The 24745-nt window shown below is 70.7% G+C and carries 27 protein-coding genes; 17 read left to right on the top strand and 10 right to left on the bottom strand.

Going from position 1 to position 24745, the window contains the following annotated elements:
• Nucleotides 1-27: 27 nt before the first annotated feature.
• The 3 genes from IEZ21_RS38050 to IEZ21_RS38040 are packed head-to-tail and all read right to left on the bottom strand — an operon-like array spanning nucleotide 28 to nucleotide 2564.
• Nucleotides 28-753, bottom strand: coding sequence for an FAD:protein FMN transferase (locus IEZ21_RS38050; protein WP_189326398.1), 726 nt, complete (start codon nucleotides 751-753; stop codon nucleotides 28-30).
• A 10-nt stretch (nucleotides 754-763) separates the two neighbouring features.
• A complete protein-coding gene (locus IEZ21_RS38045) occupies nucleotides 764-1216 on the bottom strand; it encodes an FMN-binding protein (protein WP_189326397.1) in 453 nt (150 codons plus the stop codon).
• A 10-nt stretch (nucleotides 1217-1226) separates the two neighbouring features.
• The gene (locus IEZ21_RS38040) at nucleotides 1227-2564 is read right to left on the bottom strand and encodes a ferredoxin reductase family protein (protein WP_189326396.1); all 1338 of its coding nucleotides are present in this window, start codon (nucleotides 2562-2564) and stop codon (nucleotides 1227-1229) included.
• A gap of 155 nt (nucleotides 2565-2719) precedes the next feature.
• Here IEZ21_RS38040 and IEZ21_RS38035 point away from each other — a divergent pair, with 155 nt between their 5' ends.
• The 7 genes from IEZ21_RS38035 (at nucleotide 2720) to IEZ21_RS38005 (ending at nucleotide 9218) form a co-directional block, all read left to right on the top strand.
• Entirely contained in the window at nucleotides 2720-3418 is a 699-nt protein-coding gene (locus IEZ21_RS38035) for a response regulator transcription factor (RefSeq protein WP_063741876.1), read from the top strand.
• A complete protein-coding gene (locus IEZ21_RS38030; protein ID WP_189326395.1) occupies nucleotides 3415-4857 on the top strand; it encodes a sensor histidine kinase in 1443 nt (480 codons plus the stop codon). The genes IEZ21_RS38035 and IEZ21_RS38030 overlap by 4 nt, the downstream gene beginning before the upstream one ends.
• Before the next feature lie 162 nt (nucleotides 4858-5019).
• The gene (locus tag IEZ21_RS38025) at nucleotides 5020-5670 is read left to right on the top strand and encodes a GntR family transcriptional regulator (RefSeq protein ID WP_189326394.1); all 651 of its coding nucleotides are present in this window, start codon (nucleotides 5020-5022) and stop codon (nucleotides 5668-5670) included.
• A 50-nt stretch (nucleotides 5671-5720) separates the two neighbouring features.
• Entirely contained in the window at nucleotides 5721-6473 is a 753-nt protein-coding gene (locus IEZ21_RS38020; RefSeq protein WP_189326393.1) for a PIG-L deacetylase family protein, read from the top strand.
• Complete coding sequence (locus IEZ21_RS38015) at nucleotides 6470-7180, top strand: 4-carboxy-4-hydroxy-2-oxoadipate aldolase/oxaloacetate decarboxylase (RefSeq protein ID WP_189326392.1); 711 nt, start codon at nucleotides 6470-6472, stop codon at nucleotides 7178-7180. Before IEZ21_RS38020 ends, IEZ21_RS38015 begins: the two co-directional genes overlap by 4 nt.
• A 26-nt stretch (nucleotides 7181-7206) precedes the next feature.
• Entirely contained in the window at nucleotides 7207-8271 is a 1065-nt protein-coding gene (locus IEZ21_RS38010) for a 4-oxalomesaconate tautomerase (protein WP_189326391.1), read from the top strand.
• Nucleotides 8268-9218 carry a catechol 2,3-dioxygenase gene (locus IEZ21_RS38005; protein WP_189326390.1) on the top strand — a complete coding sequence of 317 codons (951 nt, stop codon included), beginning with the start codon at nucleotides 8268-8270 and terminating at the stop codon, nucleotides 9216-9218. The genes IEZ21_RS38010 and IEZ21_RS38005 overlap by 4 nt, the downstream gene beginning before the upstream one ends.
• Nucleotides 9219-9252: 34 nt before the next feature.
• Here the strand turns inward: IEZ21_RS38005 and IEZ21_RS38000 are convergent, their stop codons facing one another.
• Nucleotides 9253-10188 (bottom strand): alpha/beta hydrolase fold domain-containing protein, encoded by a 936-nt coding sequence (locus IEZ21_RS38000; protein ID WP_189326389.1) that lies wholly within the window; start codon nucleotides 10186-10188, stop codon nucleotides 9253-9255.
• Between the two features lie 307 nt (nucleotides 10189-10495).
• Here IEZ21_RS38000 and IEZ21_RS37995 point away from each other — a divergent pair, with 307 nt between their 5' ends.
• The 8 genes from IEZ21_RS37995 (at nucleotide 10496) to IEZ21_RS37960 (ending at nucleotide 17392) form a co-directional block, all read left to right on the top strand.
• Nucleotides 10496-11254 (top strand): FHA domain-containing protein, encoded by a 759-nt coding sequence (locus IEZ21_RS37995; protein ID WP_189326388.1) that lies wholly within the window; start codon nucleotides 10496-10498, stop codon nucleotides 11252-11254.
• 66 nt (nucleotides 11255-11320) lie between these two features.
• On the top strand, nucleotides 11321-11725 hold the full coding sequence (locus IEZ21_RS37990) for a TOBE domain-containing protein (RefSeq protein WP_189326387.1): 405 nt from the start codon (nucleotides 11321-11323) through the stop codon (nucleotides 11723-11725).
• Nucleotides 11726-11783: 58 nt separating this feature from the next.
• Nucleotides 11784-12566: a molybdate ABC transporter substrate-binding protein gene (gene modA, locus IEZ21_RS37985; protein WP_189326386.1), complete on the top strand. Its 783-nt coding sequence runs from the start codon at nucleotides 11784-11786 to the stop codon at nucleotides 12564-12566.
• Between the two features lie 2 nt (nucleotides 12567-12568).
• On the top strand, nucleotides 12569-14509 hold the full coding sequence (locus tag IEZ21_RS37980) for an ABC transporter permease (RefSeq protein WP_189326385.1): 1941 nt from the start codon (nucleotides 12569-12571) through the stop codon (nucleotides 14507-14509).
• 166 nt (nucleotides 14510-14675) lie between these two features.
• Nucleotides 14676-15065 (top strand): cell division protein SepF, encoded by a 390-nt coding sequence (locus tag IEZ21_RS37975; RefSeq protein WP_033318765.1) that lies wholly within the window; start codon nucleotides 14676-14678, stop codon nucleotides 15063-15065.
• Between the two features lie 92 nt (nucleotides 15066-15157).
• A complete protein-coding gene (locus tag IEZ21_RS37970; RefSeq protein ID WP_189326384.1) occupies nucleotides 15158-16423 on the top strand; it encodes an AAA family ATPase in 1266 nt (421 codons plus the stop codon).
• Nucleotides 16420-16749: a nucleotide pyrophosphohydrolase gene (locus tag IEZ21_RS37965; protein WP_189326383.1), complete on the top strand. Its 330-nt coding sequence runs from the start codon at nucleotides 16420-16422 to the stop codon at nucleotides 16747-16749. The genes IEZ21_RS37970 and IEZ21_RS37965 overlap by 4 nt, the downstream gene beginning before the upstream one ends.
• A gap of 172 nt (nucleotides 16750-16921) precedes the next feature.
• Nucleotides 16922-17392 carry a DUF6099 family protein gene (locus IEZ21_RS37960; RefSeq protein WP_189326382.1) on the top strand — a complete coding sequence of 157 codons (471 nt, stop codon included), beginning with the start codon at nucleotides 16922-16924 and terminating at the stop codon, nucleotides 17390-17392.
• Between the two features lie 131 nt (nucleotides 17393-17523).
• On the opposite strand, the gene IEZ21_RS37955 is transcribed toward IEZ21_RS37960, so the two are convergent.
• From IEZ21_RS37955 to IEZ21_RS37940, 4 genes are all read right to left on the bottom strand, one after another.
• Nucleotides 17524-19128 carry a polyamine aminopropyltransferase gene (locus tag IEZ21_RS37955; RefSeq protein WP_189326381.1) on the bottom strand — a complete coding sequence of 535 codons (1605 nt, stop codon included), beginning with the start codon at nucleotides 19126-19128 and terminating at the stop codon, nucleotides 17524-17526.
• Between the two features lie 12 nt (nucleotides 19129-19140).
• A complete protein-coding gene (locus tag IEZ21_RS37950) occupies nucleotides 19141-19578 on the bottom strand; it encodes a DUF350 domain-containing protein (RefSeq protein WP_189326380.1) in 438 nt (145 codons plus the stop codon).
• 98 nt (nucleotides 19579-19676) lie between these two features.
• A complete protein-coding gene (locus tag IEZ21_RS37945) occupies nucleotides 19677-20081 on the bottom strand; it encodes a DUF4247 domain-containing protein (RefSeq protein ID WP_189326379.1) in 405 nt (134 codons plus the stop codon).
• Nucleotides 20078-20584, bottom strand: a complete 507-nt coding sequence (locus IEZ21_RS37940; RefSeq protein ID WP_189326440.1) for a DUF2617 family protein — start codon at nucleotides 20582-20584, stop codon at nucleotides 20078-20080. The genes IEZ21_RS37945 and IEZ21_RS37940 overlap by 4 nt, the downstream gene beginning before the upstream one ends.
• Before the next feature lie 185 nt (nucleotides 20585-20769).
• On the opposite strand from IEZ21_RS37940, the gene IEZ21_RS37935 reads away from it, so the two are divergent.
• On the top strand, nucleotides 20770-21471 hold the full coding sequence (locus tag IEZ21_RS37935) for a 2-phosphosulfolactate phosphatase (RefSeq protein WP_308429684.1): 702 nt from the start codon (nucleotides 20770-20772) through the stop codon (nucleotides 21469-21471).
• Nucleotides 21472-21573: 102 nt separating this feature from the next.
• Nucleotides 21574-22497, top strand: coding sequence for an LLM class F420-dependent oxidoreductase (locus IEZ21_RS37930; RefSeq protein WP_189326377.1), 924 nt, complete (start codon nucleotides 21574-21576; stop codon nucleotides 22495-22497).
• A gap of 120 nt (nucleotides 22498-22617) precedes the next feature.
• Here IEZ21_RS37930 and IEZ21_RS37925 read toward each other — a convergent pair whose 3' ends face one another.
• Both IEZ21_RS37925 and IEZ21_RS37920 read right to left on the bottom strand, forming a co-directional pair.
• Nucleotides 22618-23271 (bottom strand): response regulator, encoded by a 654-nt coding sequence (locus IEZ21_RS37925; RefSeq protein WP_189326376.1) that lies wholly within the window; start codon nucleotides 23269-23271, stop codon nucleotides 22618-22620.
• A gap of 4 nt (nucleotides 23272-23275) precedes the next feature.
• Nucleotides 23276-24742: a sensor histidine kinase gene (locus tag IEZ21_RS37920; protein ID WP_246568565.1), complete on the bottom strand. Its 1467-nt coding sequence runs from the start codon at nucleotides 24740-24742 to the stop codon at nucleotides 23276-23278.
• Nucleotides 24743-24745: the final 3 nt, after the last annotated feature.

The following is a 24745-nucleotide window of genomic DNA, read 5'->3' as shown; positions in this document are numbered from 1 at the left end:
GCGCCCACGTAAACGCTCAGAACCCCGTCAAGCCGCCACCGGAAACCCCGCCGTCCGGAACACCTTCCGCTCCGCGTCCACGGCGAACACCTCGCAGTCCTCGCGCGCGGCGGCCCAGACGATGCCCTCCGGGCCCATCGCGAAGGCCGCCGTCGCCGTGGCGTCCGCCTCCGTCAGGGACGGGGACACGACCGTCACGCTGAGCAGGCCCGTGGCCGGGCGGCCGGTGCGGCCGTCGATGATGTGGTCGCCCCGTTCGTAGCGTGCGGAGGTCGCCACGGCGCCGTCCGTCACGTCCAGGACCGTGCACAGCTTGTCGGCCTGTTCGGGGTGCCGTACGCCCACCCGCCAAGGACCGCCGGTCGCGACCACGTCGCCGCCGGCGTTCAGGCAGAACCGGGACGCCCCGGTCGCCGTCAGCAGGTCCGCCGCCCGCTGCACCGCCCAGCCCTTCACCATGGCGCACGGATCGAGGCCGCGACCGGGCAGCCGTACGTCGAAGGCGCCCCCGGTCGCGACCCGGTACCGCTCGCACAGGTCGAGGATCTCCGCCAACTCCGGGCTGACTTCGTCGAGTTCGAGCTCACCCCGGTCGAGGCGCGACACCTCGCTGCCGGGCTTGAACGGGCTGAACCGTTCGTCGACCTCGCGCAGCCAGTCGAAGGCCCGGTCCGCGGCCTCGGCGGCGTCCCCTTCCCTCTCGTCCATCCGTACGGAGATCGGGAATCCCATGATGTGCTCGACCCGGCGCACCCTCGGCCCCTCAGCCCTTCGCGTCGATGGCGGCCTGGAGGGACTTGACGTATCCCTCGCTGGTGATCGTGGCGCCGGACACCGCGTCGATGTCGGCGCTCTGCGCCTCGAGCGTCGCCTCGATCAGCTTCGGCACGGCGGCCTCGGTCTGCGGGTGGTTCGGCTGCTGCAGCATCCGTACGGAGCTGATCTCGTCGCCGGTGAAGGTGACCTCCACCTGCACGGGGCCCTTCTCGGTGTTGAGGGTCGACCCCGCGACGACCAGGTTCGAGGTCCCCGCGTCGGACGATCCCGAGTCCGAAGAGCCCGATCCCGACGAGCCCGACGAGGGAGCCGCGGAAGGCGTCGAAGCCGGCGCGGCGACCTCGGTGCTCGACGACGAGGTTTCGGCCGACGGTGCGTAGCGCCAGACCGGGATCAGGGCCGCGACGCTCAGGGCAAGGACAGGTAGTGCTCGCTTCATGGTGTCCCCCTCATCCGGCCAGGCTGAAGCGTTCGAAATGGATCTGCTGCTTGGGCACGTCCAGATCGCGCAGGGTGCGCAGGACGGCGCCGGTCATGCCGGGCGGGCCGCAGACGTAGACGTCCCGGTCGGTGATGTCGGGGACGAGCCGGCTCAGTTCGGCCGGCGCCAGCTTGTCCGGGGCGGCCGGGCCGGTGACCAGGAACAGGTGGGCGCCCTTGGCGTGGGCCAGTTCGCGCAGCTCGTCGTAGAGCACGGCGTCCTGGTCGGTGGCCACCCGGTAGATGACGGCGGCGTGGCCGTGCAGGTCCTCCAGCAGGGCGCGGATCGGGGTGACGCCGACGCCGCCCGCGATGAGCAGGGCGTCAGGCCGGGTCCGGTGCATCGTGGTGAAGGCGCCGTACGGGCCCTCGGCGAACACCCGCGTGCCGACCTTCAGGTGCCGCAGCGCGGCCGTGCCGTCGCCGGCCGTCTTCGCGGTCAGCCTGAGGCTCCGGCCGTCCGGGGCGGCGGACAGCGAGAAGGGGTTGGCCTGCCACCAGCGGCCCTTGGTCATGAACCGCCACAGGAAGAACTGGCCGGCCCGCGCGGGCAGCCGGTCCAGATCGCGGCCGGTGATGTAGATCGACACGACGTTGTCGGACTCGGGGACGACGGCCGAGACACGCAGCTGGTGCCGCAGGTTGCGCCACAGCGGCAGCACGAGCCGGCCCACGAAGACCGAGCCGAGCGCCACTCCCCACATCGCGTACCAGTACGTCTTGGCCGTCGAGTTCGTGGTGAAGGTCGTGCCCACCGCGACCTGGTGCGTGAACGCCAGCACCACCGCGACGTATGTGTACAGGTGGATGAAGTGCCAGGTCTCGTACGCCAGCCGACGCCGGGCCCAGCGCGCCGAGACCGCGCCGACGACCATGATCAGCACCAGGGCGACGATCGCGCGCAGCACACCCTCGACGGTCTCGGCGAGGTCCACGAGCTGGCTGACGGGGTCCATCGACGAGAACTCGGCGTAGCCGAAGGTGATGAACACGCCGTGCCCCAGCAGCGACCACAGCAGACCGAAACCGACCCAGCGGTGCCAGGAGGTCATCCGGTCCATGCCGATCCGGTGGTCGAGCCACGGCAGCCGGGCGACGAGCAGCAGCTGGAAGGCCATGAGAAGGGCGGCGTACAGGCCGGTCAGTCGCCCCAGCAGGAGGAGGGCGTTCGAGTCGAGACCGGACTGGAAGAAGAAGACGGTCACCACCGCGACGTTCGCGGCCAGCAGGGTGTACAGGCCGGTGCGGGCCACCACCTTGGGGCGTATCGCCGGTGTGGGGGGTCTGACGTGTTGGACAGTCGTCACGGGACGGCAACTCCTCGATCAATGATCCGGGGATACCGAGCCTGCCTGGTGGGAGCTGTCGTTTAGCTGTCTGTCAACTTTCAAGTTTTTATCGATGTGGGTTCGGAGGGCGGACGGCTGTGGGCGCCGAGCGATACGTGCAGCACTATGAGCGGGTGGAAAAAGTACGTCTTCTCGTGGTGGACGACGATCCGCCCATCGCCGACCTGGTCGCCACCGTCGCCCGCTATGAGGGCTGGGACGCGGTGACCGCGTACTCCGGCGAGGAGGCGCTGCGCCAGGCCGCCGAGTTCCATCCCGACATCGTGGTGCTCGACCTGATGCTCCCCGACCTGGACGGATTCGGTGTCCTCGACCGGCTGCGGCTGTCCGGGACGATGGTGCCCGTCGTGTTCCTCACCGCCCGCGACGGCGTCGCCGACCGGATCGCGGGCCTCACCCGGGGCGGCGACGACTACCTGGTCAAACCGTTCGCGGTGGAGGAGCTCATGGCCCGGCTGCGCACCGTGCTGCGCCGCAGCGCGGGACCCGGCTTCCAGCGGTCCGTGCTCCAGGTCGCCGACCTGACGATGGACGAGGACACCCGCGAGGTGCGCCGCGCCGAGAAGCTGCTCACGCTCACCCCGACCGAGTACGAGGTGCTGCGCTACCTGATGCGCAAGTCACCGACCGTGCTGACCAAGGCGCAGATACTCGACCACGTCTGGGAGTACGGCTTCGGAGGCCGCTCCAACGTCGTGGAGCTGGTCATCAGCCGCCTGCGCCGCAAGCTCGACGAGCCCGACGACGGCAGAGCACCGCTGATCCACACCGTGCGGGGCGTCGGGTACGTGGTGCGGCAGGTCGCCGAGTGATCGGCCGGCTGCGGCGGACCTATCGCAGAATGCGCCTGGGCACCCGGCTCGCGCTGGGCATGGGGGTGCTGTCCCTGATGGTGTTCGCGGTCGTCGGTACGGGGCTGACGACGTACATGCGGGACTACCTGTCGGAGCAGCTCGACACACAGCTGGCGCAGGGGCAGATCGCCCAGTCCAAGAACATCGAGGAACACGGCACGCTCACGGGAAAGAAGTACTACAGCTGGTTCTACGCCGTGTACGACGTGTCAGGCGGCAAGCCCGTGCTCCGCAAGCCCGAGGACCCCGCAGACCTGCCGAAGGACGTCGACAGCTTCACCGCCGTGGCCCGGGCGCAGATGACCTCGGACACGGAGGTCCTGCGCACCGACGATCTCAAGGGCAAAGGCAGCTACCGGCTGCGCGCGTGCGAGTTCGAGCCCGGCGTCATCCTGGTCAGCGCCGCGCCCATGGACGGCATCGACGACACGGTGGGCCGGCTGGTCGCGATCCAGGCCGTCGCCTTCGGTGTCGCGCTGCTCGCCCTCGTGCTGTCCGGCCGGGGGATGCTGCGGCGCGGTCTGAAGCCGCTGAGCGACATGGCGCACACCGCCCGCGGCATCACCTCGCACGACCTGACGGACTCGGCACGCCTGCCGGTGCGCCACGACGGGCGCAGCGGCGGCCCCGAGGTCGAGGAGCTGCGTACCGCCTTCAACACCATGCTGGAACACATCGACGACTCGCTCGCCGTCCGCACGCAGGCCGAACAGCGGCTGCGTCGCTTCGTCGCCGACGCCTCGCACGAGCTGCGTACACCCCTGATGTCGGTACGCGGCTACGCCGACCTGTTCCAGTACGCGGCCGCCAACGCCCCCGAGGAGCGCGACAAGCACCTGGCCCGGCTGCGTGCCGAGGCCGCCCGGATGGGCATCCTGCTGGACGACCTGCTGCTGCTCGCCCGCCTGGACGCCGCCGATGTGGAGGCACCGCTGCGGCTGGAGGAGATGGACCTGGTGGAGCTGGTGCACCAGGCGGCCGACGCCTTCCGCGCGGGCCGAAGCGATCACCCGCTGACCGTCGCGCTCCCTCCCGACCCGGTACGGCTGCGCCTCGACCCCCTGCGCCTGAGGCAGGTGCTGGACAACCTGCTCTCCAACGCCGCCGTGCACACCCCGGCCGGTACGAAGGTGTCGGTGGAGGTGTGCGTCGAGTCCGGCATGGCGCTGGTACAGATCAACGACGCAGGACCCGGCATCCCGGCCGCCGACCAGCACCGCGTCTTCGACCGCTTCTACCGCGTCGACAAGGCCCGCAGCCGCGACCGGGGCGGCAGTGGCCTGGGCCTCGCGGTCGCGCACTCACTGGCCCGCGCCCACGGCGGCACCCTCGAACTGACCAGCAGCCCGGGCTCGACGACCTTCACGATCAGGCTGCCGCTCGGCCGGACGGCCTGAGCCACGATCGTCCCGGGCGTCGAGTTCCTTCCGAAGGAACCCGGCGCCCTCCGTCTTTCACGGCCCTGAGCTTCCTGTGCGCCCGCACTATGGTGAACGAAATCGTTGACAATCTTGTTCGCCTACATTTACGGTCGACAGGCACCCACTCAGGGAGAGCAGATGGCGAACCAGGCCAAACCGAGCACCGGAGAGCAGGCCAAGCAGCACGCGCTGGCGCAGCTGCGGCAGGCGATCCTGGGCGGCGAGATGTCACCGGCCCAGCGGCTGGTGGAGAACGAACTCGCCGAGCAGTTCGGTGTGACACGGGCCAGTGTGCGCGCGGCACTGATCGATCTGGCGGGCGAGGGACTGGTCGAACGGATCCCCAACCGCGGCTCACGGGTGCGGGTGGTCACGGTCGAGGAAGCGGTCGCCATCACCGAGTGCCGCATGGTCCTCGAAGGGCTGTGCGCGGCCAAGGCGGCCGTCGAGGCCACCGACGACCAGCTGACCGAACTGGCCGAGATCGGCACGGCGATGGGCAAGGCCGTCGCCGACGGCGAGCCCATGACCTACTCCGGGCTCAACCAGGAACTGCACGCCAAGATCCGGCAGTTCTCCGGCCAGCAGGTGGCCGTGGAACTGCTGGAACGGCTCAACGCGCAACTGGTGCGCCACCGTTTCCAGCTCTCGCTGCGACCCGGACGGCCCCAGCAGTCCGTGAACGAACACCTGGCCATGATCGAGGCGATCAGGGCCCGGGACCCCCAGGCGGCCGACGCGGCCGCCCGCGCCCACCTCGCGAGCGTGATCGACGCCTTGCGCGAATAGACGCTCCGGGAATGGGTCAACTGACCTATCCAGCAAGGAGATTCAAAGCCATGACGCACGACGACAAGGCGCCCGCACCCCCACGCTCGACCCTCGTCATCACCGCGCACGCCGGGGACTTCGTATGGCGGGCCGGTGGAGCCATCGCCCTGGCCGCCTCCCGCGGCGAGCGGGTGACCATCGCGTGTCTGACCTACGGCGAGCGCGGCGAGTCCGCGAAGGCGTGGCGCCAGGGGAAAACGCTGGAGGAGATCAAGGGGATACGCCGCGAGGAGGCCGAGAAGGCCGCGGCCACCCTCGGCGCGGAGGTCGTCTTCTTCGACGCCGGCGACTATCCCCTGCTCGCCACTCCCGAGCTGACCGACCGACTCGTGGGCGCCTACCGCAAGACCCAGCCCGACGTCGTACTCACCCATCCCCTGGACGACCCGTACAACGGCGACCACCCGGCAGCCGCCCGTATGGCCCTGGACGCCCGCGTCCTCGCCCAGGCCATCGGCTACCCCGCCGAGGGCGAGGTCATCGGTGCCCCGCCGGTGTTCTTCTTCGAGCCGCACCAGCCCGAGATGTGTGGCTTCAAGCCCGAGGTCCTCCTCGACATCACCGAGGTGTGGGAGACCAAGCGCCGGGCCATGGAGTGCCTGGCCGCGCAGCAGCACCTGTGGGACTACTACACCGACCTCGCCGTCCGCCGCGGCGTCCAGCTCAAGCGCAACGCAGGCCCCAACCTCGGCCTGCCGCACACCACTTACGCCGAGGCCTACATGCGCCCCTACCCGCAGATCACCGCGGAGCTGGCATGAGCGGCGTGATCGTCACCAACCCTCCCAAGGCCTCCGAGAAGGACGTGGACGCTCTGTCCGCGTACGGCGTGGCCACCGTCCACGAAGCCCTCGGCCGCACCGGCCTCCTCGGCCCGCACCTGCGCCCCGTCCAGCAGGACGTACGTATCGCCGGCACCGCCGTCACCGTCCTGAGCTGGCCCGGCGACAACCTCATGATCCACGCGGCGGTCGAGCAGTGCGGCGAGGGCGACCTCCTCGTCGTCACCACCACCTCGCCCTCCACGGACGGCATGTTCGGCGAACTGTTCGCCACCGCGCTCCAAAGGCGCGGCGTACGCGGCCTGGTGATCAACGCGGGCATCCGCGACACCTCCGAACTGCGCGAGATGCGCTTCCCCGCCTGGTCCGCCGCCGTGTCCGCCCAGGGCACCGTGAAGGCGACCGGCGGCTCGGTCAATGTGCCGGTCGTCATCGGCGGGCAGGTCATCCGGCCCGGCGACGTGATCCTCGCCGACGACGACGGCGTGATGTGCGTGCCCCGCGAACGAGCCGCCGAGGCTGTCGAGGCGTCCGCCGCCCGTACGGCCAAGGAGGAGGCCTCCCGCGCCGCCTTCGCCGGGGGCCAACTCGGCCTGGACCACTACGGGTTGAGGGAGACCCTCGTACGCCTGGGGGTGCGGTACCGCTCGTACGAGGACCACGCCCGCGACGAGGCGGGATTGTGAACGGTGGCCCCGAGGAGGTGCGCTGCATGCTGATGCGCGGCGGCACCTCCAAGGGCGCCTACTTCCTGGCCGCGGACCTGCCGGCCCAACCCGCCGTACGTGACGACCTGTTGCTGCGCATCATGGGCAGCCCCGATCCGCGCCAGATCGACGGGCTCGGCGGGGCCCACCCCCTGACCAGCAAGGTGGCCGTGGTGTCGGCCTCGGCCGGTCCCGAGGCGGACGTCGACTATCTGTTCCTCCAAGTCGGCGTCGAGAGGGGCGAGGTGTCCGATCGTCAGAACTGCGGCAACCTGCTCGTCGGCGTCGGCCCCTTCGCCGTCGAGCGCGGCCTCGTCGCCCCGACGGACGGCGAGACCTCCGTACGGATCCGCATGCTCAACACCGGGGACCTCGCCACCGCGACCTTCCCCACCCCGGGTGGACGGGTCGACTACACCGGCTCCGCCGAGATCTCCGGCGTGCCGGGAACCGCCGCGCCCGTGGTCATCGAGTTCCCGCCGGGCGGCAGCCCGTTGCTGCCCACCGGGAACGTCCTCGACACCGTCGCCGGTACCCCGGTGACCTGCGTGGACAACGGGATGCCGACCGTACTGATCGCCGCCTCCGCCCTGAAGATCACCGGTTACGAGGCCCCTGAGCACATGGAGAAGGACCCGGCCCTCGCCGACCGGCTCCGTGAAATCCGCCTGGCGGCGGGCCCGTTGATGGGCCTCGGCGAGGTCGAGGGCACCACCGTGCCCAAGCTCAGCCTGCTGGCCCCGCCCGCGCACGGCGGCGCGGTGATGACCCGCACCTTCATCCCGGTCCGCTGCCACACCTCCATCGGCGTCCTGTCCGCCGCGAGCGTCGCCGCCGGGCTGCGGATCGAGGGCGGCATCGGCCAGGACGTGGCCGAACTCCCGGCAGCGGGGGAGCGGTTGCGCATCGAGCACCCCACCGGGTTCCTGGACATCGAGGCCGGCGTCGACACCGGAGGCAGCGACCCCCTGGCCCGCCGCACGGCCGTCGTACGCACCGCCCGGAAGATCTTCGACGGCACCGTCTTCGCCCGGCCCGCCTCCACACTCGACCCAAGGAGCCCTCGATGACCCCTCCCCTCGGGGACATCGCCCATCTCGGGCATGTCGAACTGCTCACCCCGCACCTGGACCGCAGCCTCGCGTTCTTCACCGACTACCTGGGCCTGACGGTCAACGGCGAACGCGGCGACTCCGTCTACCTGCGCACCTGGGACGACTACGAGCACCACAGTCTGGTCCTCACCGCGCACGAGACCTCCGGCATCCGCCGCACCGCGCTGCGCGCCTCCAGCGAGGAGGCCCTGCAGCGCAGGGTCAAGGAGCTGGCGTCCGCGGGCCACGAGGGTCGCTGGACCGAGGACGAGCCCGGCCTCGGCCCGCTCTATGTCACCACCGACCCGGACGGCCACGAGGTCGCCCTGTACTGGGAGTCCGAGTGGTACCGGGCCCCGGAGGAGCTCAAGCCGGGCCTGAAGAACCAGCCCCAGGCCAAGCCGGGCCACGGCGTGGCCGTACGCCGCCTCGACCACGTCAACTACCTCGCCGCCGACGTCGCCGCCAACGCCGACTTCCAGCAACACGTCCTCGGCGCCCGCCCGACCGAGCAGATCCGGCTCGACAGCGGCAGGATCGCCGCGAAGTGGCTGACGTTCACCGACAAGTCGTACGACGTCGTCTACACCGAGGACTGGACCGGCTCCCGCGGCCGACTGCACCACATCGCGTTCGCCACCGACACCCGCGAGGACATCCTGCGCGCCGCCGATCTCGCCCTGGACACGGGCGTGTTCATCGAGACGGGCCCGCACAAGCACGCCATCCAGCAGACGTTCTTCCTGTACGTCTACGAGCCGGGCGGCAACCGCATCGAACTGTGCAACCCGCTCACCCGCCTCGTCCTGGCCCCCGACTGGCCCCTGATCACCTGGACCGAGGAAGAGCGGAAGAAGGGCCAGGCCTGGGGCCTGAAGACCATCGAGTCCTTCCATACGCACGGCACGCCACCGGTCGGCTGACGACGCGATCGGCAGCTCAACTCGCTGCCCCTGCCTACGCGTTGACGGCCCGCCGCACATGGTCCGCGATCAGCGCGTAGACCGGCCGGGCGGCCTTGGTGCCCTTGAGGTCGTAGCCGTGGTCGGCCTTGAGCACGACGTGGTGCTCGGCCAGCGCCCTGGCCTTGTACAGCCGCCCGGCGTACCGCTCGCTCTCGGCTCGGAGGAGGTCGTACTCCGCGGTGATGACGAGCGCCGGGGCGATACCCGTGAGGTCCGCGGTGTCCGCCGGGTTGGCCGGAGAGACCAGTCGGTCGGTGCGCTGGGCCGGGTCCGGCACGTACGCGCTGTCGAAGACCGCGGCCATCCACGGGCGCAACACCGGCTTGGGGATGTGGGCCTTCTTGTCCTTGGCGCTCGTCGCGAGGTCGAGCGGCGGATAGTGCAGGACCTGGAGCGCGATCGCGGGGCCGCCCGTCCCCAGGGCCTGACGCGCCACCGCCGCCGCGAGACCGCCGCCGGCGCTCTGTCCGCCCACGGTGAGACGGCTGCCGTCCCAGCCGTGCTCGGCGCCGTGCTCGGCCACCCAGCGGACGACCTCGTACGCCTGCTTCGGCGGGGCGGGGAACGGGTGCTGCGGGGCGACGACGTAGTCCACGTTGATCACGACCACGCCCGCCTCCGCGGCGAGGAAACGGCACAGTGCGTCGTCCATCTCCGCGCCCCGCAGCACGTACCCACCGCCGTGGAAGTTGACGTGGACCGGCGGGAGTACCCCATCCTCGGATTTGGGCATGTACACCTCGACCGGGGCCGGAGCTATGGACGTCGGTACCGTCAACTCGCGGACGTCGCGCGGAAACTCGGGAAGCCGCTCGCGCCACGAGGCCGCGGAACCGCGCCCACTGGCTCGTCGGCTCGCGAGCCCGAGCATGCGCTGCATGGTCTTCGCGGCGAAGGAGGCCACTGCGGGCCTGGCCAAGAGGGACATACGGCTCCGTTCGGGGCTGTTCATTGTTGAGGTCAATCATCAGGATTCCTGGCGATTGACTGATGGGGGCGATGGTAGCGAACGGTCGCACGTACGGGCAGGGGTGCGGGGCTGGGAAATGGCTCCCATCGTGGGCGCGACCAGCCGCAAGCTGCCCGCGGTGGCCGTACGGTGCTGCCCGGGCGCACCCCGCCGGGGACCGGTCCCGTATTCCTGCGGGCACACTGGCGCCGGGGTGCGCGGCGGAGGGGGGCGCGCACCCCACCCGACCCACTCCCCGACACCGAGAAGACAGATGGAGGCCACCATGGATCAGCTCGCGAGTCTGGCTCGCGGTGTCACCGAGGCCAGTCCAGGCACCCTGCACGCGCGCTCACTGACCGGCGGCATCAGGGTCCCGCCACGACCGGGCCTGACGATCTGCTTCGGCCGCGGCGAGGAACCGGACGTGGACCTGGCGGTGGGCGAGGACGACCTGCGGGTCAGCCGCAGGCACGGCGAACTCACGTACCAGGCAAGCCAGTGGTGGCTGCGCAACACCGGACAGCAACTCGTCCGCCTGCCGCACGGCCGCCTGATGCACACCACCACCGAGCCCATCCCGCTCGCGCCCGGCTACACCCCGCTGTTCGTCAAGGGCTCGGGCTACCGGGAACACCTGGTCGAGCTGTACGTGACGGGGCACGACGCCCCCGGCCTCGTACCGCGCCGCCAGGCGAGCACCCTGAAGCCGCACCTCTGGCCGCTCGCCGAGGACGAACGGCTGCTGCTGGTCGTGATCGGCCAGCACTACCTCCTGTACGAGGACGGCCCGCGCCCTCTGTCCTACCGGAAGGCCGCCGCCCTGCTGGAGTGTCTGCGCCCGGACGACAACTGGACCGAGCGCCGTATCGAGCACAAGATCACGGAGGTCCGCAAGCGCCTCCACAGCGGCGGCTTCCCCTACCCGCTGATCCACGACAAGGAGTCCGGAGCGCCCACGGACAACAACCTCCTGCACAACCTCCTCAGGGGCCTGGTCGAATCAACCACCCTCGTCCCGCCGGACCTGGAGATGATCGACTAGCACCTGCCGGTCTTGAGTCAGAGAATTCCTTGCAGATGCGAGGTGTTGCGGCTTAATCTTGCGCACATGCAGTCCTACAGCATCGGGCAGGCGGCCCGGCTCCTCGGTGTCAGTGCCGACACCGCGCGCCGCTGGGCGGACGCCGGCCGCGTCGCGACGCACCGCGACGAAGGCGGCCGTCGCCTCATCGACGGGCGTGATCTGGCCGCCTTCTCCGTCGAGATCGCGCAGAGCGCACAGAGCGGCACCGGCGAGGAGGAGCACCCGTACACCTCGGCGCGCAACGCGTTCCCCGGCATCGTCACCGCCGTGAAGCTGGGCGACGTCGCGGCCCAGGTCGAGATTCAGGCGGGCCCGCACCGCCTGGTCTCCCTGCTGACCCGGGAGGCCGTCGAGGAGCTGGGCCTGGAGGTCGGTATGCAGGCCACCGCCCGCGTGAAGTCGACCAATGTGCACATCGACCGTGCCTGACCACCCGCAGGGCATGGTCCCCGGCACCTCCCCTCGCCCTCGCAAGGAGCCCCACGGCATGTCCATCCTCCGTACGGGGCGCCGCGCCGGCGCCGTACTCACCGCCGTCGCCCTGCTCGGCTCGCTCGCCGCCTGCGGCGATGACAACACCGAGCAGACCGGCGGGAGTTCGGACACGGCGAACCTCACCGTCCTGGCCGCCTCCTCCCTGACCGACGCCTTCAGGACCGCGGGCGCCTCGTACGAGAAGGACCACCCCGGTACGAAGGTGACCTTCTCCTTCGCCGGATCCCAGGAACTGGCCGCGCAGGTGAGGCAGGGCGCCCCCGCCGACGTACTCGTCACCGCCGACACGAAGACGATGGACGGGCTGCGGGCCGACACCGGCACCGCGACCGTCATCGCCAGGAACCGACTGGTCATCGCCGTCGGCGCGGGAAACCCGAAGCAGATCGAGGGCCTTGAGGACCTCGCCGACAGCAGGACGAAGGTCGTACTCGCGGCTCCCGAGGTGCCGGTCGGCCGCTACAGCAGGCAGGTCCTCGCCGACCGGAACATCACCGTGAAACCGGTCTCCGACGAGCCCAACGTCCGCGCGGTGCTCAGCAAGGTCGAACTCGGCGAGGCGGACGCGGGCATCGTCTACAAGACCGACGCGGCCACGGCGACCGACAAGACCGACGCGATCACCATCCCCGCCGACCAGAACGCCATCGCCTCCTACCCCGCCGCCACCCTGAAGGAGTCACAGCACTCCACGGCGGCCACGGCCTTCGTGAAGTGGCTGTCCTCGCCCCAGGCCCAGCAGATCCTCCGCGGCGCGGGCTTCGAGAAGCCGTGACCATGAGCCGCGCCGGGACCACCCGTTCCTCCCGTGCGCCCCTCACCCTCGCCCTCCCCGCTCTGCTCGCCATCGCCTTCCTGCTCCTCCCGCTGGCCGGCGTCCTCGCCCGCACCGACTGGGGCGACCTGGGCGAGCACCTGACCAGCCCGGGCACCAGCGAGGCGCTGAAGCTCTCCCTGGTCGTCTCCTTCTGGTCGCTCGGTCTGTCGCTCGTGCTCGGCGTTCCGCTGGCCTGGCTGCTGGCGCGCGTACCGTTCCCCGGCAAGGCCCTCGTCCGCTCGCTCGTCCTGCTGCCGATGGTGCTGCCGCCCACCGTCGGCGGCGTCGCGCTGCTGCTCGCCTTCGGCCGGCGCGGGCTGCTCGGGCCCTGGCTGGAGGACGTCTTCGGGATCACGCTGCCGTTCCACACCTCGGGCGCGGTCGTCGCCGCCACGTTCGTCTCGATGCCCTTCCTGGTGATCAGCCTCGAAGGGGCGATCGCCGGACTCCGGCCGCGTTACGAGGAGACCGCCGCCTCCCTGGGCGCCTCGCCGCTACGGGTCTTCCGCACCGTGACGCTGCCCATGGTGGCCCCCGGCCTGGTCGCCGGAGCCGCGCTGACCTGGGCCCGCGCCCTCGGCGAGTTCGGCGCCACCATCACCTTCGCGGGCAACCTTCCGGGCACGACGCAGACCCTGCCCCTCCAGGTGTACCTGCTGCTCCAGGAGAACCCGCAGGCCGCGACCTCCGTCTCGCTGCTGCTGCTCGCCATCGCCATGGCGGTCCTCGTCGCCCTGCGCGGCCGCTTCACGGGTACGCCGGGCAGCGCTCGCCCGTATCCGCCCAAGCCGCCCGCGGACGAGGGGAGTTCACCCGCGGACGCCCCTGCTGTGTACAAGGATCCCGCCCCGGCGGACAGGGAACGCTGGTCGCTGCACGCCGAGGTCACCGGCTTCACCCAGCTCGCCCTGGACGCGGCCCCCGGCACCACCATCGCCGTCGTCGGCCCCAACGGCGCGGGCAAGACCACCCTGCTGCGGGCCCTGCTCGGCCTGACCCCGCGCGCCCACGCTGTACTGCGCCTCGGCGACACCGACGTCACCCCGCTGCCCCCACACCGCAGAGCAGTCGCCTGGGTCCCCCAGGACGGCGCGCTCTTCCCGCACCTGACCGCACTCGCCAACACGGCGTACGGACCGCGCGCCCACGGCGTACCGTGCACCGAGGCCCGCCACGTCGCGCAGGACTGGCTCGACCGGCTCGCGGTGGGCCACCTCGCGCACCGTAAACCCGCCCAGCTCTCCGGTGGCCAGGCCCAACGCGTCGCCCTGGCAAGGGCATTGGCCGTACGTCCCCGACTCCTGCTCCTCGACGAACCGCTCGCCGCCCTCGACCAGACCACCCGCGCCCAGGTACGGCACACCCTGCGCCGTCACCTCGAAGGTTTCGGCGGAGTCTGCCTGATCGTCACCCACGACCCGGTCGAGGCGGTGTCGCTGGCCGACCGCGTACTCGTGCTCGACGAGGGCCGCGCCGTCCAGGACGCCGCGCCCGCCGAGGTCACCCGCCATCCGCGCTCACCGTGGGTGGCCCGCATGCTCGGCCGCAACGCCTGGCCCGGCACGGCGACCGCCGACGGGCTCGAACTCGCCGACGGCGGAGGGCGGTTGGTGATCGCGGACCCGCTGCCGACGGGCACGGAAGCGCTCGCGATCATCGCCCCCGAAGCGGTCGCCGTCCACCGGGAGCGGCCCAGCGGCAGCCCCCGCAACGTCTGGCCCGGCACCGTCCGCGAGATCACCGCCACCGGCAGCAGACTGCGCGTCCTCATCACCTCCGACCGGGCACCGGACGTGGTCGCGGAGATCACCCCCCAGGCGGCCACCGAACTCGGCCTCGCGGACGGAGCGTCCGTATGGACGAGCATCAAGGCGACGGAGACGACGGTCGTACGCCTCTGATTCCGTCGTGCCCGCGGCAGAGCTCTGTGGCCTGTCGCCGACGTGATGTGACGTGATGTGCGGCACGACCGCCTCGCGGACCGTGTCATTGTTGGGCCGAACGGGTGAGCATGCGCAAGAATTGGCCGGTGCAGGAAATCAGTGCGAAACAGGTCGGGGGGAGCCGGTGAACGGCTACGACGTCACCGATGAACAGTGGGAAGGGCTCGCCCAGGTCGTCCCGCTGCGAGGCCGCGACGCCTGGCCCTCGGCGGTCGACCACCGGTCGATTCCCGACGCGGACACCGAGCCGCGCCGCCGTTTCGTCGTGCTCCGGGTCAATATCTTCGGGGACGCGCGCGAGGTTGCCGAGACGCTGATGGCCGGTATCCCGGTCCTCCTCGATCTCACCAGCGCCGAACCGGACGTCGCCAAGCGCGTACTGGACTTCAGTACGGGCGTGGTCTTCGGCCTGGCGAGCGGCATGCACCGCGTCGAGCGGAACGTGTTCCTGCTCACGCCGCCGGGCACCGAAGTGGCCGGGCTGATGGAGGGGGCGGGAGTCCCCGGAGCCTGACGATCACCTGCTTGACCTGCTGATCCCTCGATCGTAGGAAGGTCCGCCGGGCGGAACGGTTCGGCAGGCCGACGGAAGCCTACGGTCCGGACATGACCGTGCCATTCCTGAGCGCCGCCGCGGACGCTGTACCTGCCGAAGAAGCTGCTTGCGGCGGGCCGCCCGGCCCGGACCGGCGGCCGAGCGTCACCGCACTCCGCCTTTCGGCCTTCGCCGGGCACCGGCGCGCGGAGTTCCCGCTCGGCCCGCTGACGCTCCTCGCGGGGCCCAGCGGCAGTGGCAAGACCAGTGCGCTGCGGGCGTACGAGGCACTGGCGCGACTGGGTGGTGGGGCGTCGCTGGGCGAGGTGTTCCCGGATCCCGGCGCCTGCGTTCCCGAGCGGGCCCGGCCCGATGCCGGGCGGCGACGCGGGTTCCGTATCGGCTGCACGGTGGACGGCCCCGCAGGAGTCGTACGACTCGACCTCGCCGTGCAGGCCGAGCCCGAACTCCGCATCGTGGGCGAGCGGTTGACGACCGGCGGAGTGACCCTGCTGGAGACGGCCCTGCGTGACCCGAGCCGCCCCACCGTGCAGGCGGCCTGGTACACGGCGGGCTCGTCCTCCGTGACCCGGGCCCCGCTCCCCGACGACCGGCTCGGCACCGCGCTGCTGCCGCTGCGCGTGGCCGGCAAGACGGACGGCCAGCGCCAAGTCCTCGCCGCCGCCGAGCAGATGGTGGTCGCCCTGCGCTCCGTCTTCGCCTGCGACCCGGTGCCCCGGCACATGCGCGCGCCCGTACCGCTCGGCGCGGGACGGCTGCTGCCCGGCTGCGCCAACCTCGCCGAGGTGCTGTGGCGTACGCGGTCGGAGTGCGGGAGGCGGCACGGGCTGCTGGTCGCGGCGGTGCGGGACGGGTGTGCGGGGCGGGTCGTGGACGTACTGGCCGAGCAGGTTTCGTCCGACGCCGGGCAGGGATCGGTACCGAAGGCTCGGGCGGGCCAGACGGTCCAGGCCGTCCGGGCAGTCCGGGCGGCACCGGCAGTCCGAGCGGTACTGGACCGGGGCGACGGGCTGCGGACGCCTCTCGGACTGCTGGGGGACGGGGAGTTGAGGTACCTGGCCCTCGCCCTGGTGCTGCTCACCGGGCCGGGTGTGCTGGAGGTCGACACGGCGGGGGAGGTGCCCGAGGCGCTCCAGACGCTCACGGTGCTGGCCGACGGGTTCGACCGCGATCTGGACGGGCGCCAGCGGGACCAGCTCGTACGGCTGGCGGCGCGGATGTGCGAGCGCGGGCACATCCGGCTGGTGGGGGCCGTGAGCGACGCCTCCTGGGCCTCGGGAGTGGACGGGGTCACGGTGGTACACCTGGAGCCGTGACAGAACTTGATGTGGCCCAGCTCCAGCGCAGACTGGCCGAGTTCGCGGCGGCGCGGAACTGGCAGCAGTACCACACCCCGAAGAACCTGGTCGCCGCGCTCAGCGTCGAGGCCTCCGAACTAGTGGAGATCTTCCAGTGGTTGACGCCGGAGCAGTCGGCCCGGGTGATGTCCGACCCGAAGAAGGCGTTCCGCGTGACGGACGAAGTCGCGGACGTCCTGTCGTACTTGCTCCAGCTGTGCGAGGTGCTCGACATCGATCCCCTCGCGGCACTGTCCGCGAAGATCGACCGGAATGAGGAGAGATTTCCGGCGGAGGGGACGTGACGCGACGCGCATTGTCACTCTCCGGAGTCATCGAGTTGTCCACATCTGATTTATTGTCCACAGATTTCCGGCTTCCTCTGGCTTTTCGTCACGAGGCCCTTCACTCTGGGTAGTGGAAGGCGGAGTTCGGGCAGGCGTGTGAAGAACGCGTCGGGACAGACGAGGACAGCGCATGGACGCGGTGCGGCTCATCGGTGCGAGCAGACGGGCCCTGATGGGAAGTGAGGACGCGGGGGGCATCATGGCGGAGGCCTGCCAGGCACAGGCCCTCGCCCAGGCGATAGGCAGTCGCCTCGCCATGTCCGGCCCTCCCGAATTACGAGGCGAGGCAGTGGGGTTGACCGAACTGGCGAGCAGAGGCTGCAGCGTCCTGGACGTGCCCCTGCCGAGAGCCGGCACCCTGCGCGCCGCACAACTCACGGAACTCGGCGACGCCCGCCAAGCGCTCGTCGACCTCAGCGGCCTCTTGGGCGAGGTGGGCATCGCCCTCGTGAGTATCGCCTCGGCGGCGGATGAGGCCATGTACTGGCAGTGCATGGAAGCGATCGACGCGGCGGACGAGTCCCGCGACAGGGTGTTGGAGATGCTGCGGCGGCTGGCGGTGCGGGATGAGGCTGAGCGGGAGCGGGGGTCTGCGGCGTAGGGGGCTGGTGGGCGCGGGCCCCAAACCGCGTCGCTGATCGTGCCCTCGTAACGGTTGACCGTGCACGGCGAACCCTGGGGCGGGACGAACCCGTCCCTGCCCACAACGCAGATGATCTCGACCGCGGGCGGTCAGTAGTTCTCCCACTCGTCCAGTACGTACTCCAGCACGGCCGGGTCCATCAGCGTGCTCGGCCGTACGTCCTGGCGGCGGCGGTCCACGGGGAACACCGCGGCGGCCTTCAGGACTGCCTCGTCCAGGTAGCGCAGTTGCGGGGCGTCCGATGCCAGCCGCAGAGGTGGGGACGTGCCGCCGCCCGGGGTGGCCAGGACGTAGCCCCAGTTGCCGAAGCTCGGTACGTCGACCTGGAACTGGTTGGTCGCGTAGCCCGCCGTCTCGATCGTCTTCGCGATCGACCAGTACGTCTTCGGTGCGAAGAACGGCGACCCGCTCTGCACCATCACCCTGCTCTGCGGCGTCAGGACCTGGCCGAGCAGGTGGTAGAACTCCACCGAGTACAGCTTGGCCAGCGCCGCCGTGTCCGGGTCGGGGAAGTCGATGACGACCGCGTCGTAGTGCTGGCGGGCGCCGCGCAGCCAGTTGAAGGCGTCGGCGTTGACGACCTTGACCCTCGGGTCGTCCAGCGCCTTGTCGTTGAGGTCGCGCAGGGGCTTTAAGGCGCGTGCGAGGCGGGTCATCGCCGGGTCCAGTTCCACGAGCGTGACGTGCTGGACGTCGTCGTAGCGCAGCACCTCGCGCAGGGCGAGCCCGTCGCCGCCGCCCATGATCAGCACGTTGGCGCGGGAGCCGGAGAGGGTGGGGTGGACGAGGGACTCGTGGTAGCGGTACTCGTCGACGGAGCTGAACTGGAGGTCGCCGTTGAGGAAGAGGCGGACGTCCGGTTCGCCGGTGAAGGCGGTGGAGCGGGTGACGACGATCTCCTGGTACGGCGTCGTCTCCGCGTGGACGATCGGGTCCCGGTACATCTGCTGACGCGCCGTCACCTCCAGGTCGTCCGCGAACGTGTACGTCGTACCGAGCACCGCCAGGACCGCCGTGACCCCGGCCAGCAGGGCGCCTCGCACCCAGCGCCGCATCTGCCGGCGGAAGATGAACACCACCACGATGACCCCGGCCACCGCGTTGACCGCGCCGACCACCAGCGTGCCCTTCAGCTGGCCGAACGTCGGCAGGAGCCACAGCGGGAAGCCCAGGCCGCCGACCAGCGCGCCGATGTAGTCGACGGCGAACATGTCGGCGACCGCGCTGCCCGCCTCCTGCCGCCGGATCCGCTGGAGCAGGGTCATCAGCAGCGGGATCTCGGCGCCGATCAGCATGCCGACGGCCACCGCGACCACGATCATCGCCGGGGTGTACAGCTGGAGCCAGGCGAACGCCGCGTACAGCACCAGCACCGACAGTCCGCCGACCAGCGCCAGCACGCCCTCCACGAGCGCGAACGCGCCCACCGCGCGGCGGCGCAGGGGTTTGGCGGCGAGGGAGCCGAGGCCCATGGCGCACACCATCACGGAGATCACCACGGAGGTCTGGAGCACCGAGTTGCCGATGAGGTAGCTGCCCAGTGCGGTCAGGGCCAGCTCGTAGACGAGGCCGCAGGCCGCGCAGAGGAAGACGGCGAACAGCAGCAGGAAGCGAGCCCCCCGGGTGTGCCGGACGACCGCGGCGCGGGAGGGCGCCGCGGTGCTGTCGTGGCCTTGCGCGGTGGTGCCGCTCATCGAGGGGCGCCGCTACGAGATCGCCGCGCCGACCATGAACCCGGTGCCCAGGTACATGCCGGCCTGGACCCAGGCGGCGGGGTGCGGACGGTCGCCCTGGTCGTCGAGGACGACCGCGCCCATCTGGCCCGGCGTGAGAACGCCGATCACGATGCCGACGACGGTCATCACCAGCACCCCGGCCAGGCCGTACAGCAGCGTGCTGACCAGGCCGTAGCCGAGGCCCTGCTCGGACTCGCTCGCCTCGATGGCCTTCATGATGACCAGGCCCACGGCCACGGACTGACTGCCCAGCAGGACGGCCGCGCCACGATTCCGGTCGGTCCACACCACGTGGTACAGCTTGCCCGGCGTGACGAGGTCGAGGGCGATGAAGCCGACGGCCATCACGACGAGGCCCACGACTCCGTAGAGCAGGGACTGGCCGGTCGACTCGAAGATCTCGGTCACTGCGTTGCCTTTCTTGGGGGCGGGGTCGGGGCGTGATCAGGTGCTGTGCGGGAGGAACGCCGAATGCGTCGGGGCCTGGTCCGGCCGGTCATCGGGCGTTACTTGCCCTCGCCGGGGCCGCCGCCGCGGAAGCTCGCGCTGTCCGGGTCCGGCCAGTGGATGAGGTGCCGCTTGTGGCGGCGGTACCCGTCGCGGTAGTCCTCGATCTCGATCAGGCTGCCGCTCCGGTGCGGCGAGACGGTGACCAGGTCGTCGCCGTAGCGCAGGAACTCCATGCTGTCGCCGGAGGTACGGTCCTCTGCCGCCCGCTCGGTGTGGACCGCCTGGGCGACCTCGCTCGGGGTGCTGTTCGGGTCGCGCCAGTCCGCCCCGGTCTCGGTGTACGTCTTCCTGATCCACTCGCGCGGGACCGCGTCGTCGTCCCCGTCGCTGGAGCAGGCGGTGAGCAGGGTCGCGGCCAGCGCGGCCGCCACCGCTGCGCGGACGAGTCGGGCGCTGTTCATCGGGCCTCCAGCCGGCTGTACGTCGATACGATCTGGCCGTTCTGCGGATACGTGTGCCAGGTGCGCCAGACGAGCCCGGCGCCGTACGGTCCCTCGACCGTCTCGACGACCACCGCGGTGACCGCCTCCGGCGAACCGGGAAAGACTCCGCACAGGCTGTGCTCGGCGTCGGTGGCCCGGCCGAGGACCTGTGCCACCTCGGCACTGAACTCTTCGGGAGTCAGTTGGCGAGTGGTGGCGCCGAAATCGTAGCCCCAGCCCGGCAGTTGACGGGTGCAGGTCTCGGGCAGACCCCTCACCGCGCCCTGCAGACAGGCCACCGTCTCCCGCACGGGACCGGCGAACACCTGGTGCGAGGCCCCGAGCAGCCGCAGCCGCACATCCAGCCCGCCGAGCAACACCACACGCTCTGCCAGCGCCGGACGCTCCGTCAGGTCCAGCGAGAAGCAGAGTTGATCCGCATCCGTGTCCAGATAGGGGGCGTCCAGGGAAACGGCGTACACACGGCCCCCCGGTCGTTTCATGCCATGATCAGCGCCCGAGTATGGCACATGGGTTAGTGGGGCTTGAGGGATGGGCCGTCACTTTCGCGACGCGGGCAACTGGACGTGTTGCATTCCGAGACCGTCGATGTGGTGCGCGTCACTTTCTGGGCGCTTCGGGTCGGGCATGCGCGATCATGATCAGAATGGACGCTCGTTTCCTTGGCATCTCTGAGCTGGTCGAAGCCCCGTCCGTGGCGGTCGTGGTCGACGTCATGCGTGCTTTCACCGTGGCCGCCTGGGCCTTTGCCCAGGGCGCGGAAAAGATCGTTCTTGCTGAGTCGCTGGACGAAGCCCTGGCGCTCAAGGCCCGTCACCCGGATTGGGGGGCGCTCAAAGACGGTCCGCCCGCGCCCGGGTTCGACCTGGTCAACTCGCCGGGCCTGCTGCGGTCTGTCGACCTTGGCGGACGGACCGTTGTGCAGAAGACCACGGCAGGGACGGTCGGCGCCCTCGCGGTCAAGGAGGCGTCGCTGGTGCTGTGCGCCGGCTTCGTGGTGGCGGAGGCAACGGCTCGGCTCTTGCGGACGCGCAAGAGTGCCAGCATCACGTTCGTGGTCACTGGCGACGATGGGCAGGCCGATGAAGATCTGGCGTGTGCCCAATACATCGCGCGGAGAGCCACCGAGGCCGGGACGGACGCTGCTGAGTTCGTCCGCCGCGCTGCCGAGTCGCGCGCCGCCGCCGAGCTGGCGGAGGGTGTGCGTCAAGGAGTCCACCCTGATGACGTCGCACTCTGTCTTGAGGTCGACCGGTTCCCCTTTGCCATGGCGGCGACCTTGGAAGACTCGCTCATGGTCCTGCGCCCGTGCGCCATGGCTTCGCTGGCCGACGACGCTCCGAACTGAAAGGTGCAGAGCGGCAGTCTTTGGAGCATCGCCTTCCGGAGGACGCGGAGGAACGGTGGAACCCGTGGCGTGGGCCGGTGTTCGACCGTGCAGGATGGAGGCATGGATCTTCGAATCTTCACCGAGCCCCAGCAAGGGGCCGGCTACGACACCCTGCTCGCCGTGGCCAAGGCCACCGAAGACCTCGGCTTTGACGCCTTTTTCCGCTCCGACCACTACTTGCGCATGGGGTCCGGGGACGGCCTCCCGGGTCCCACGGACGCCTGGATCACCCTCGCCGGGCTCGCCCGCGAGACGAAGCGCATACGCCTCGGCACTCTGATGACGGCCGGTACCTTCCGGCTGCCCGGCGTTCTGGCGATCCAGGTCGCCGGGGTCGACCAGATGTCCGGTGGCCGGGTCGAACTGGGCCTGGGCGCGGGCTGGTTCGAGGAGGAGCACAAGGCGTACGGCATACCGTTCCCGAAGGAGAAGTTCGCTCGCCTGGAAGAACAGCTGGCGATCGTCACGGGCCTGTGGGCGACGGAGGCCGGCCAGACCTTCAGCCACCACGGCACGTACTACGACCTGACCGACTCGCCCGCGCTGCCCAAGCCCGCACAGGCCAAGGTCCCGGTCCTCATCGGCGGCCACGGCGCGAGCCGTACGCCGCGCCTCGCCGCCCAGTACGCCGACGAGTTCAACATGCCGTTCGCGTCGATCGAGGACACCGAGCGCCAGTTCGGCCGCGTACGGGCGGCCGCGGAAGAGGCGGGGCGTAAGGGCGACGACCTCGTCTACTCCAACGCCCTCGTCGTCTGCGCCGGCAAGGACGACGCGGAGGTCGCCCGCCGCGCCGCCGCGATCGGCCGCGAGGTGGACGACCTGAAGACCAACGGCCTGGCCGGCTCCCCGGCCGAGATCGTCGACAAGATCGGCCGCTACGCGCAGATCGGCTCCCAGCGCGTCTACCTCCAGATCCTCGACCTCCACGACCTGGACCACCTCGACCTGATCTCCGCCCAGGTGCAGTCCCAGCTCCGGTAACCGACGACCACCGCAAGCTCGTCCCGGTCTCCGGGCCTCCGGGTCTCCCGGTGTCCGGGGTATCCCGCTCCTGGTCGGCGGACGCCTGCCGACCGGGAGTGGGGCGGACCTGGTCACGGCTCAGCGGTCGTCGAGCAGTCCGGCGTCGTGGGCCAGGACGGCGGCCTGTACGCGGTTGGCGCAGCCCGTGCGGGTCAGGATCCGGCTGATGTGCGCCTTGACCGTGCCGGCGCTCAGATACAGCTGGTCGGCGATCTCCGCGTTCGACAGGCCCGTGCCGAGCAGCCGCAGGACCTCCCGTTCGGCCGGCGTCAGTTCCTCCGTCCTGCGCAGGGCGGCCTCGGTGTCACGGCCGGACTGCACATGACGGTCCAGCAGTTGGCGGGTGATGCGGGGCGCCAGCACCGGTTCGCCCTTCGCGGCGAGCTGCACGGCACGGATCAGTTCGGAGGGGCCGGTGTCCTTGAGGAGATAGCCGCTCGCCCCGGCCCGCAGGGCGCGCGTCACGCTCGCCTCCTCGCCGAACGCCGTCAGCATCACGACGTACGTACGGGGCGAGATGCGGGCGATGTCCTCGGCGGCCGCGATTCCGTCCCTGGTCGGCATCTGGATGTCGAGCAGGGCGACATCGATGTCCTGGGAGCGGCAGGCCGCGGCGGCTTCGAGACCGTCGCCCGCCTCGGCCACGACCTCGATGTCCTCGGCGTTCTCCAGGATCAGCCGGATTCCGACGCGCATCAGGGCCTCGTCGTCGGCGATGAGGACTCGGATCATCAGCTCATCTTAGGGCCGCCGTGATCAGCAGTACGACGAGGAAACCCGCCGTCGGCAGCACCACGAGCGCCGCCGCGCAGCCCGCTCCGAGGACACGCGGCCAGGTCAGCACCTCGGCCGACATCGGGGCGCGGGACCCTTCCCGCTCGGTGGTGCGGGAAGGAGGGAAGGGGGCATGAGGGGGCGGCACCGCGGCAGCCTGCGAAGGAGTGGGCAGGGGCCTGTTCGTCCGGGACGGCAGCCACGCCGCCACGCGGAAGCCGCCGTCCGTCAGGGGGCCCGCCGCGAAGGTGCCGCCGAGCAACGAGATCCGCTCCTGAAGACCGGCCAAACCGCTGTGAGTTCCTCCGTGGGAGCGGCGGGCGACGAGCGGCACCGCGTTGGTGACGGACACCTCGATCCCATCGGCCGTGGCCCTGACCTCCACCCTGGTGGGCGCGCCGGACGCGTGTTTCAGCACGTTCGTCAGACCTTCGCGGACCACCCGGTGGATCGCCTGCCGGGTACGGGCCTCGACCTCGACCGTGTCGGGAACCGACCAGTCCAACTCGATCCGGCCGCCGTCCGCCTGCTGTGACTGGGTCACCAGAGCGGTGATGTCCTCACGCGTCCCGCGGTCGCTCCCGGTCTCGTCCGCCAGGTCCGTGTGCCGCAGGACACCGAGGATCTCGCGCAGCTCCTCCATGGCAGTGCCCGCGGTCGTGCGCAGCAGTTCCGCCTGTCCCGCGAGGGGAGGTGCCTGCCGCGCGGCGGCCATTTCCAGCGCCCCCGCGTGCACCGAGATCAGGCTCAGCCGGTGGCCCAGCAGATCGTGCATCTCGCCCGCGATCCGGGTCCGTTCCTCCATCCGGGCCGCCGCGTCGGTCAGCGTACGGGTCTGTTCCAGATAGGTGTTGCGCTCCCGCAGCAGGTCGACCAGGGGCCGGCGCCGGCCCAGCAGGGTGCCGGCCAGGGCCGGGAGTAGCAGGAGGAGCACCGCGGAGATCGCGTTCTCGGCCAGTTTCGTCGGCAGGGTCTCCCACCGGAACAGGTCCAGGGCAACGGTCAGGACACCGGTCGCGGCGCAGGCCGCACCGACGACCCGCCAGGCCCGCCGAGGTGGTGCGATACGACGGGTGGCGGACAGCACGACGATCGGCGCCACCGGCAGCATCCACACGTTGACACCCAGGAGCAGCGGAGAGGTGCACAGGACCGCGGCGACCGGCCGACCGCGCCGCGCCGCCATGAGCAGCGTCGCCCACAGCGCCTCAAGGACCGCGAGAACCGGCCGTTCCGGACGCACCAGCAGCAGCGGGATCAGTCCGAAGGCCGCCGTGAGGGCGCACACGAGGATCTCCGCGCGGACCGTACGGCGTGGTACGGCGCGTATCGCGGTCAGGGTCTCGGCCGCCTCGCGACGCAGCCGCCGTGCCGCAGCACGCGGTCCGCGCCCCGGAGGCCCGGCCACCTGCCGTTCGTCTTCCGTCACTTG

The organism is Streptomyces flaveus (assembly GCF_014647675.1).
In the GTDB taxonomy this organism is placed as follows: Bacteria; Actinomycetota; Actinomycetes; order Streptomycetales; family Streptomycetaceae; genus Streptomyces; species Streptomyces flaveus.
This window is presented reverse-complemented; position numbering and strand designations above follow the sequence as displayed.

Coding starts and splice junctions, on each gene's coding strand:
- IEZ21_RS37995 (WP_189326388.1), top strand. CDS start 10,496: ATGGATCAGCTCGCGAGTCTGGCTCGCGGTGTCACCGAGGCCAGTCCA.
- modA (WP_189326386.1), top strand. CDS start 11,784: ATGTCCATCCTCCGTACGGGGCGCCGCGCCGGCGCCGTACTCACCGCC.
- IEZ21_RS38000 (WP_189326389.1), bottom strand. CDS start 10,188: ATGTCCCTCTTGGCCAGGCCCGCAGTGGCCTCCTTCGCCGCGAAGACC.
- IEZ21_RS37935 (WP_308429684.1), top strand. CDS start 20,770: ATGGACGCTCGTTTCCTTGGCATCTCTGAGCTGGTCGAAGCCCCGTCC.
- IEZ21_RS38025 (WP_189326394.1), top strand. CDS start 5,020: ATGGCGAACCAGGCCAAACCGAGCACCGGAGAGCAGGCCAAGCAGCAC.
- IEZ21_RS37970 (WP_189326384.1), top strand. CDS start 15,158: ATGACCGTGCCATTCCTGAGCGCCGCCGCGGACGCTGTACCTGCCGAA.
- IEZ21_RS37990 (WP_189326387.1), top strand. CDS start 11,321: ATGCAGTCCTACAGCATCGGGCAGGCGGCCCGGCTCCTCGGTGTCAGT.
- IEZ21_RS37980 (WP_189326385.1), top strand. CDS start 12,569: ATGAGCCGCGCCGGGACCACCCGTTCCTCCCGTGCGCCCCTCACCCTC.
- IEZ21_RS38045 (WP_189326397.1), bottom strand. CDS start 1,216: ATGAAGCGAGCACTACCTGTCCTTGCCCTGAGCGTCGCGGCCCTGATC.
- IEZ21_RS38020 (WP_189326393.1), top strand. CDS start 5,721: ATGACGCACGACGACAAGGCGCCCGCACCCCCACGCTCGACCCTCGTC.
- IEZ21_RS37945 (WP_189326379.1), bottom strand. CDS start 20,081: ATGAACAGCGCCCGACTCGTCCGCGCAGCGGTGGCGGCCGCGCTGGCC.
- IEZ21_RS38015 (WP_189326392.1), top strand. CDS start 6,470: ATGAGCGGCGTGATCGTCACCAACCCTCCCAAGGCCTCCGAGAAGGAC.
- IEZ21_RS37930 (WP_189326377.1), top strand. CDS start 21,574: ATGGATCTTCGAATCTTCACCGAGCCCCAGCAAGGGGCCGGCTACGAC.
- IEZ21_RS38010 (WP_189326391.1), top strand. CDS start 7,207: ATGCTGATGCGCGGCGGCACCTCCAAGGGCGCCTACTTCCTGGCCGCG.
- IEZ21_RS37960 (WP_189326382.1), top strand. CDS start 16,922: ATGGACGCGGTGCGGCTCATCGGTGCGAGCAGACGGGCCCTGATGGGA.
- IEZ21_RS38005 (WP_189326390.1), top strand. CDS start 8,268: ATGACCCCTCCCCTCGGGGACATCGCCCATCTCGGGCATGTCGAACTG.
- IEZ21_RS37925 (WP_189326376.1), bottom strand. CDS start 23,271: ATGATCCGAGTCCTCATCGCCGACGACGAGGCCCTGATGCGCGTCGGA.
- IEZ21_RS37955 (WP_189326381.1), bottom strand. CDS start 19,128: ATGAGCGGCACCACCGCGCAAGGCCACGACAGCACCGCGGCGCCCTCC.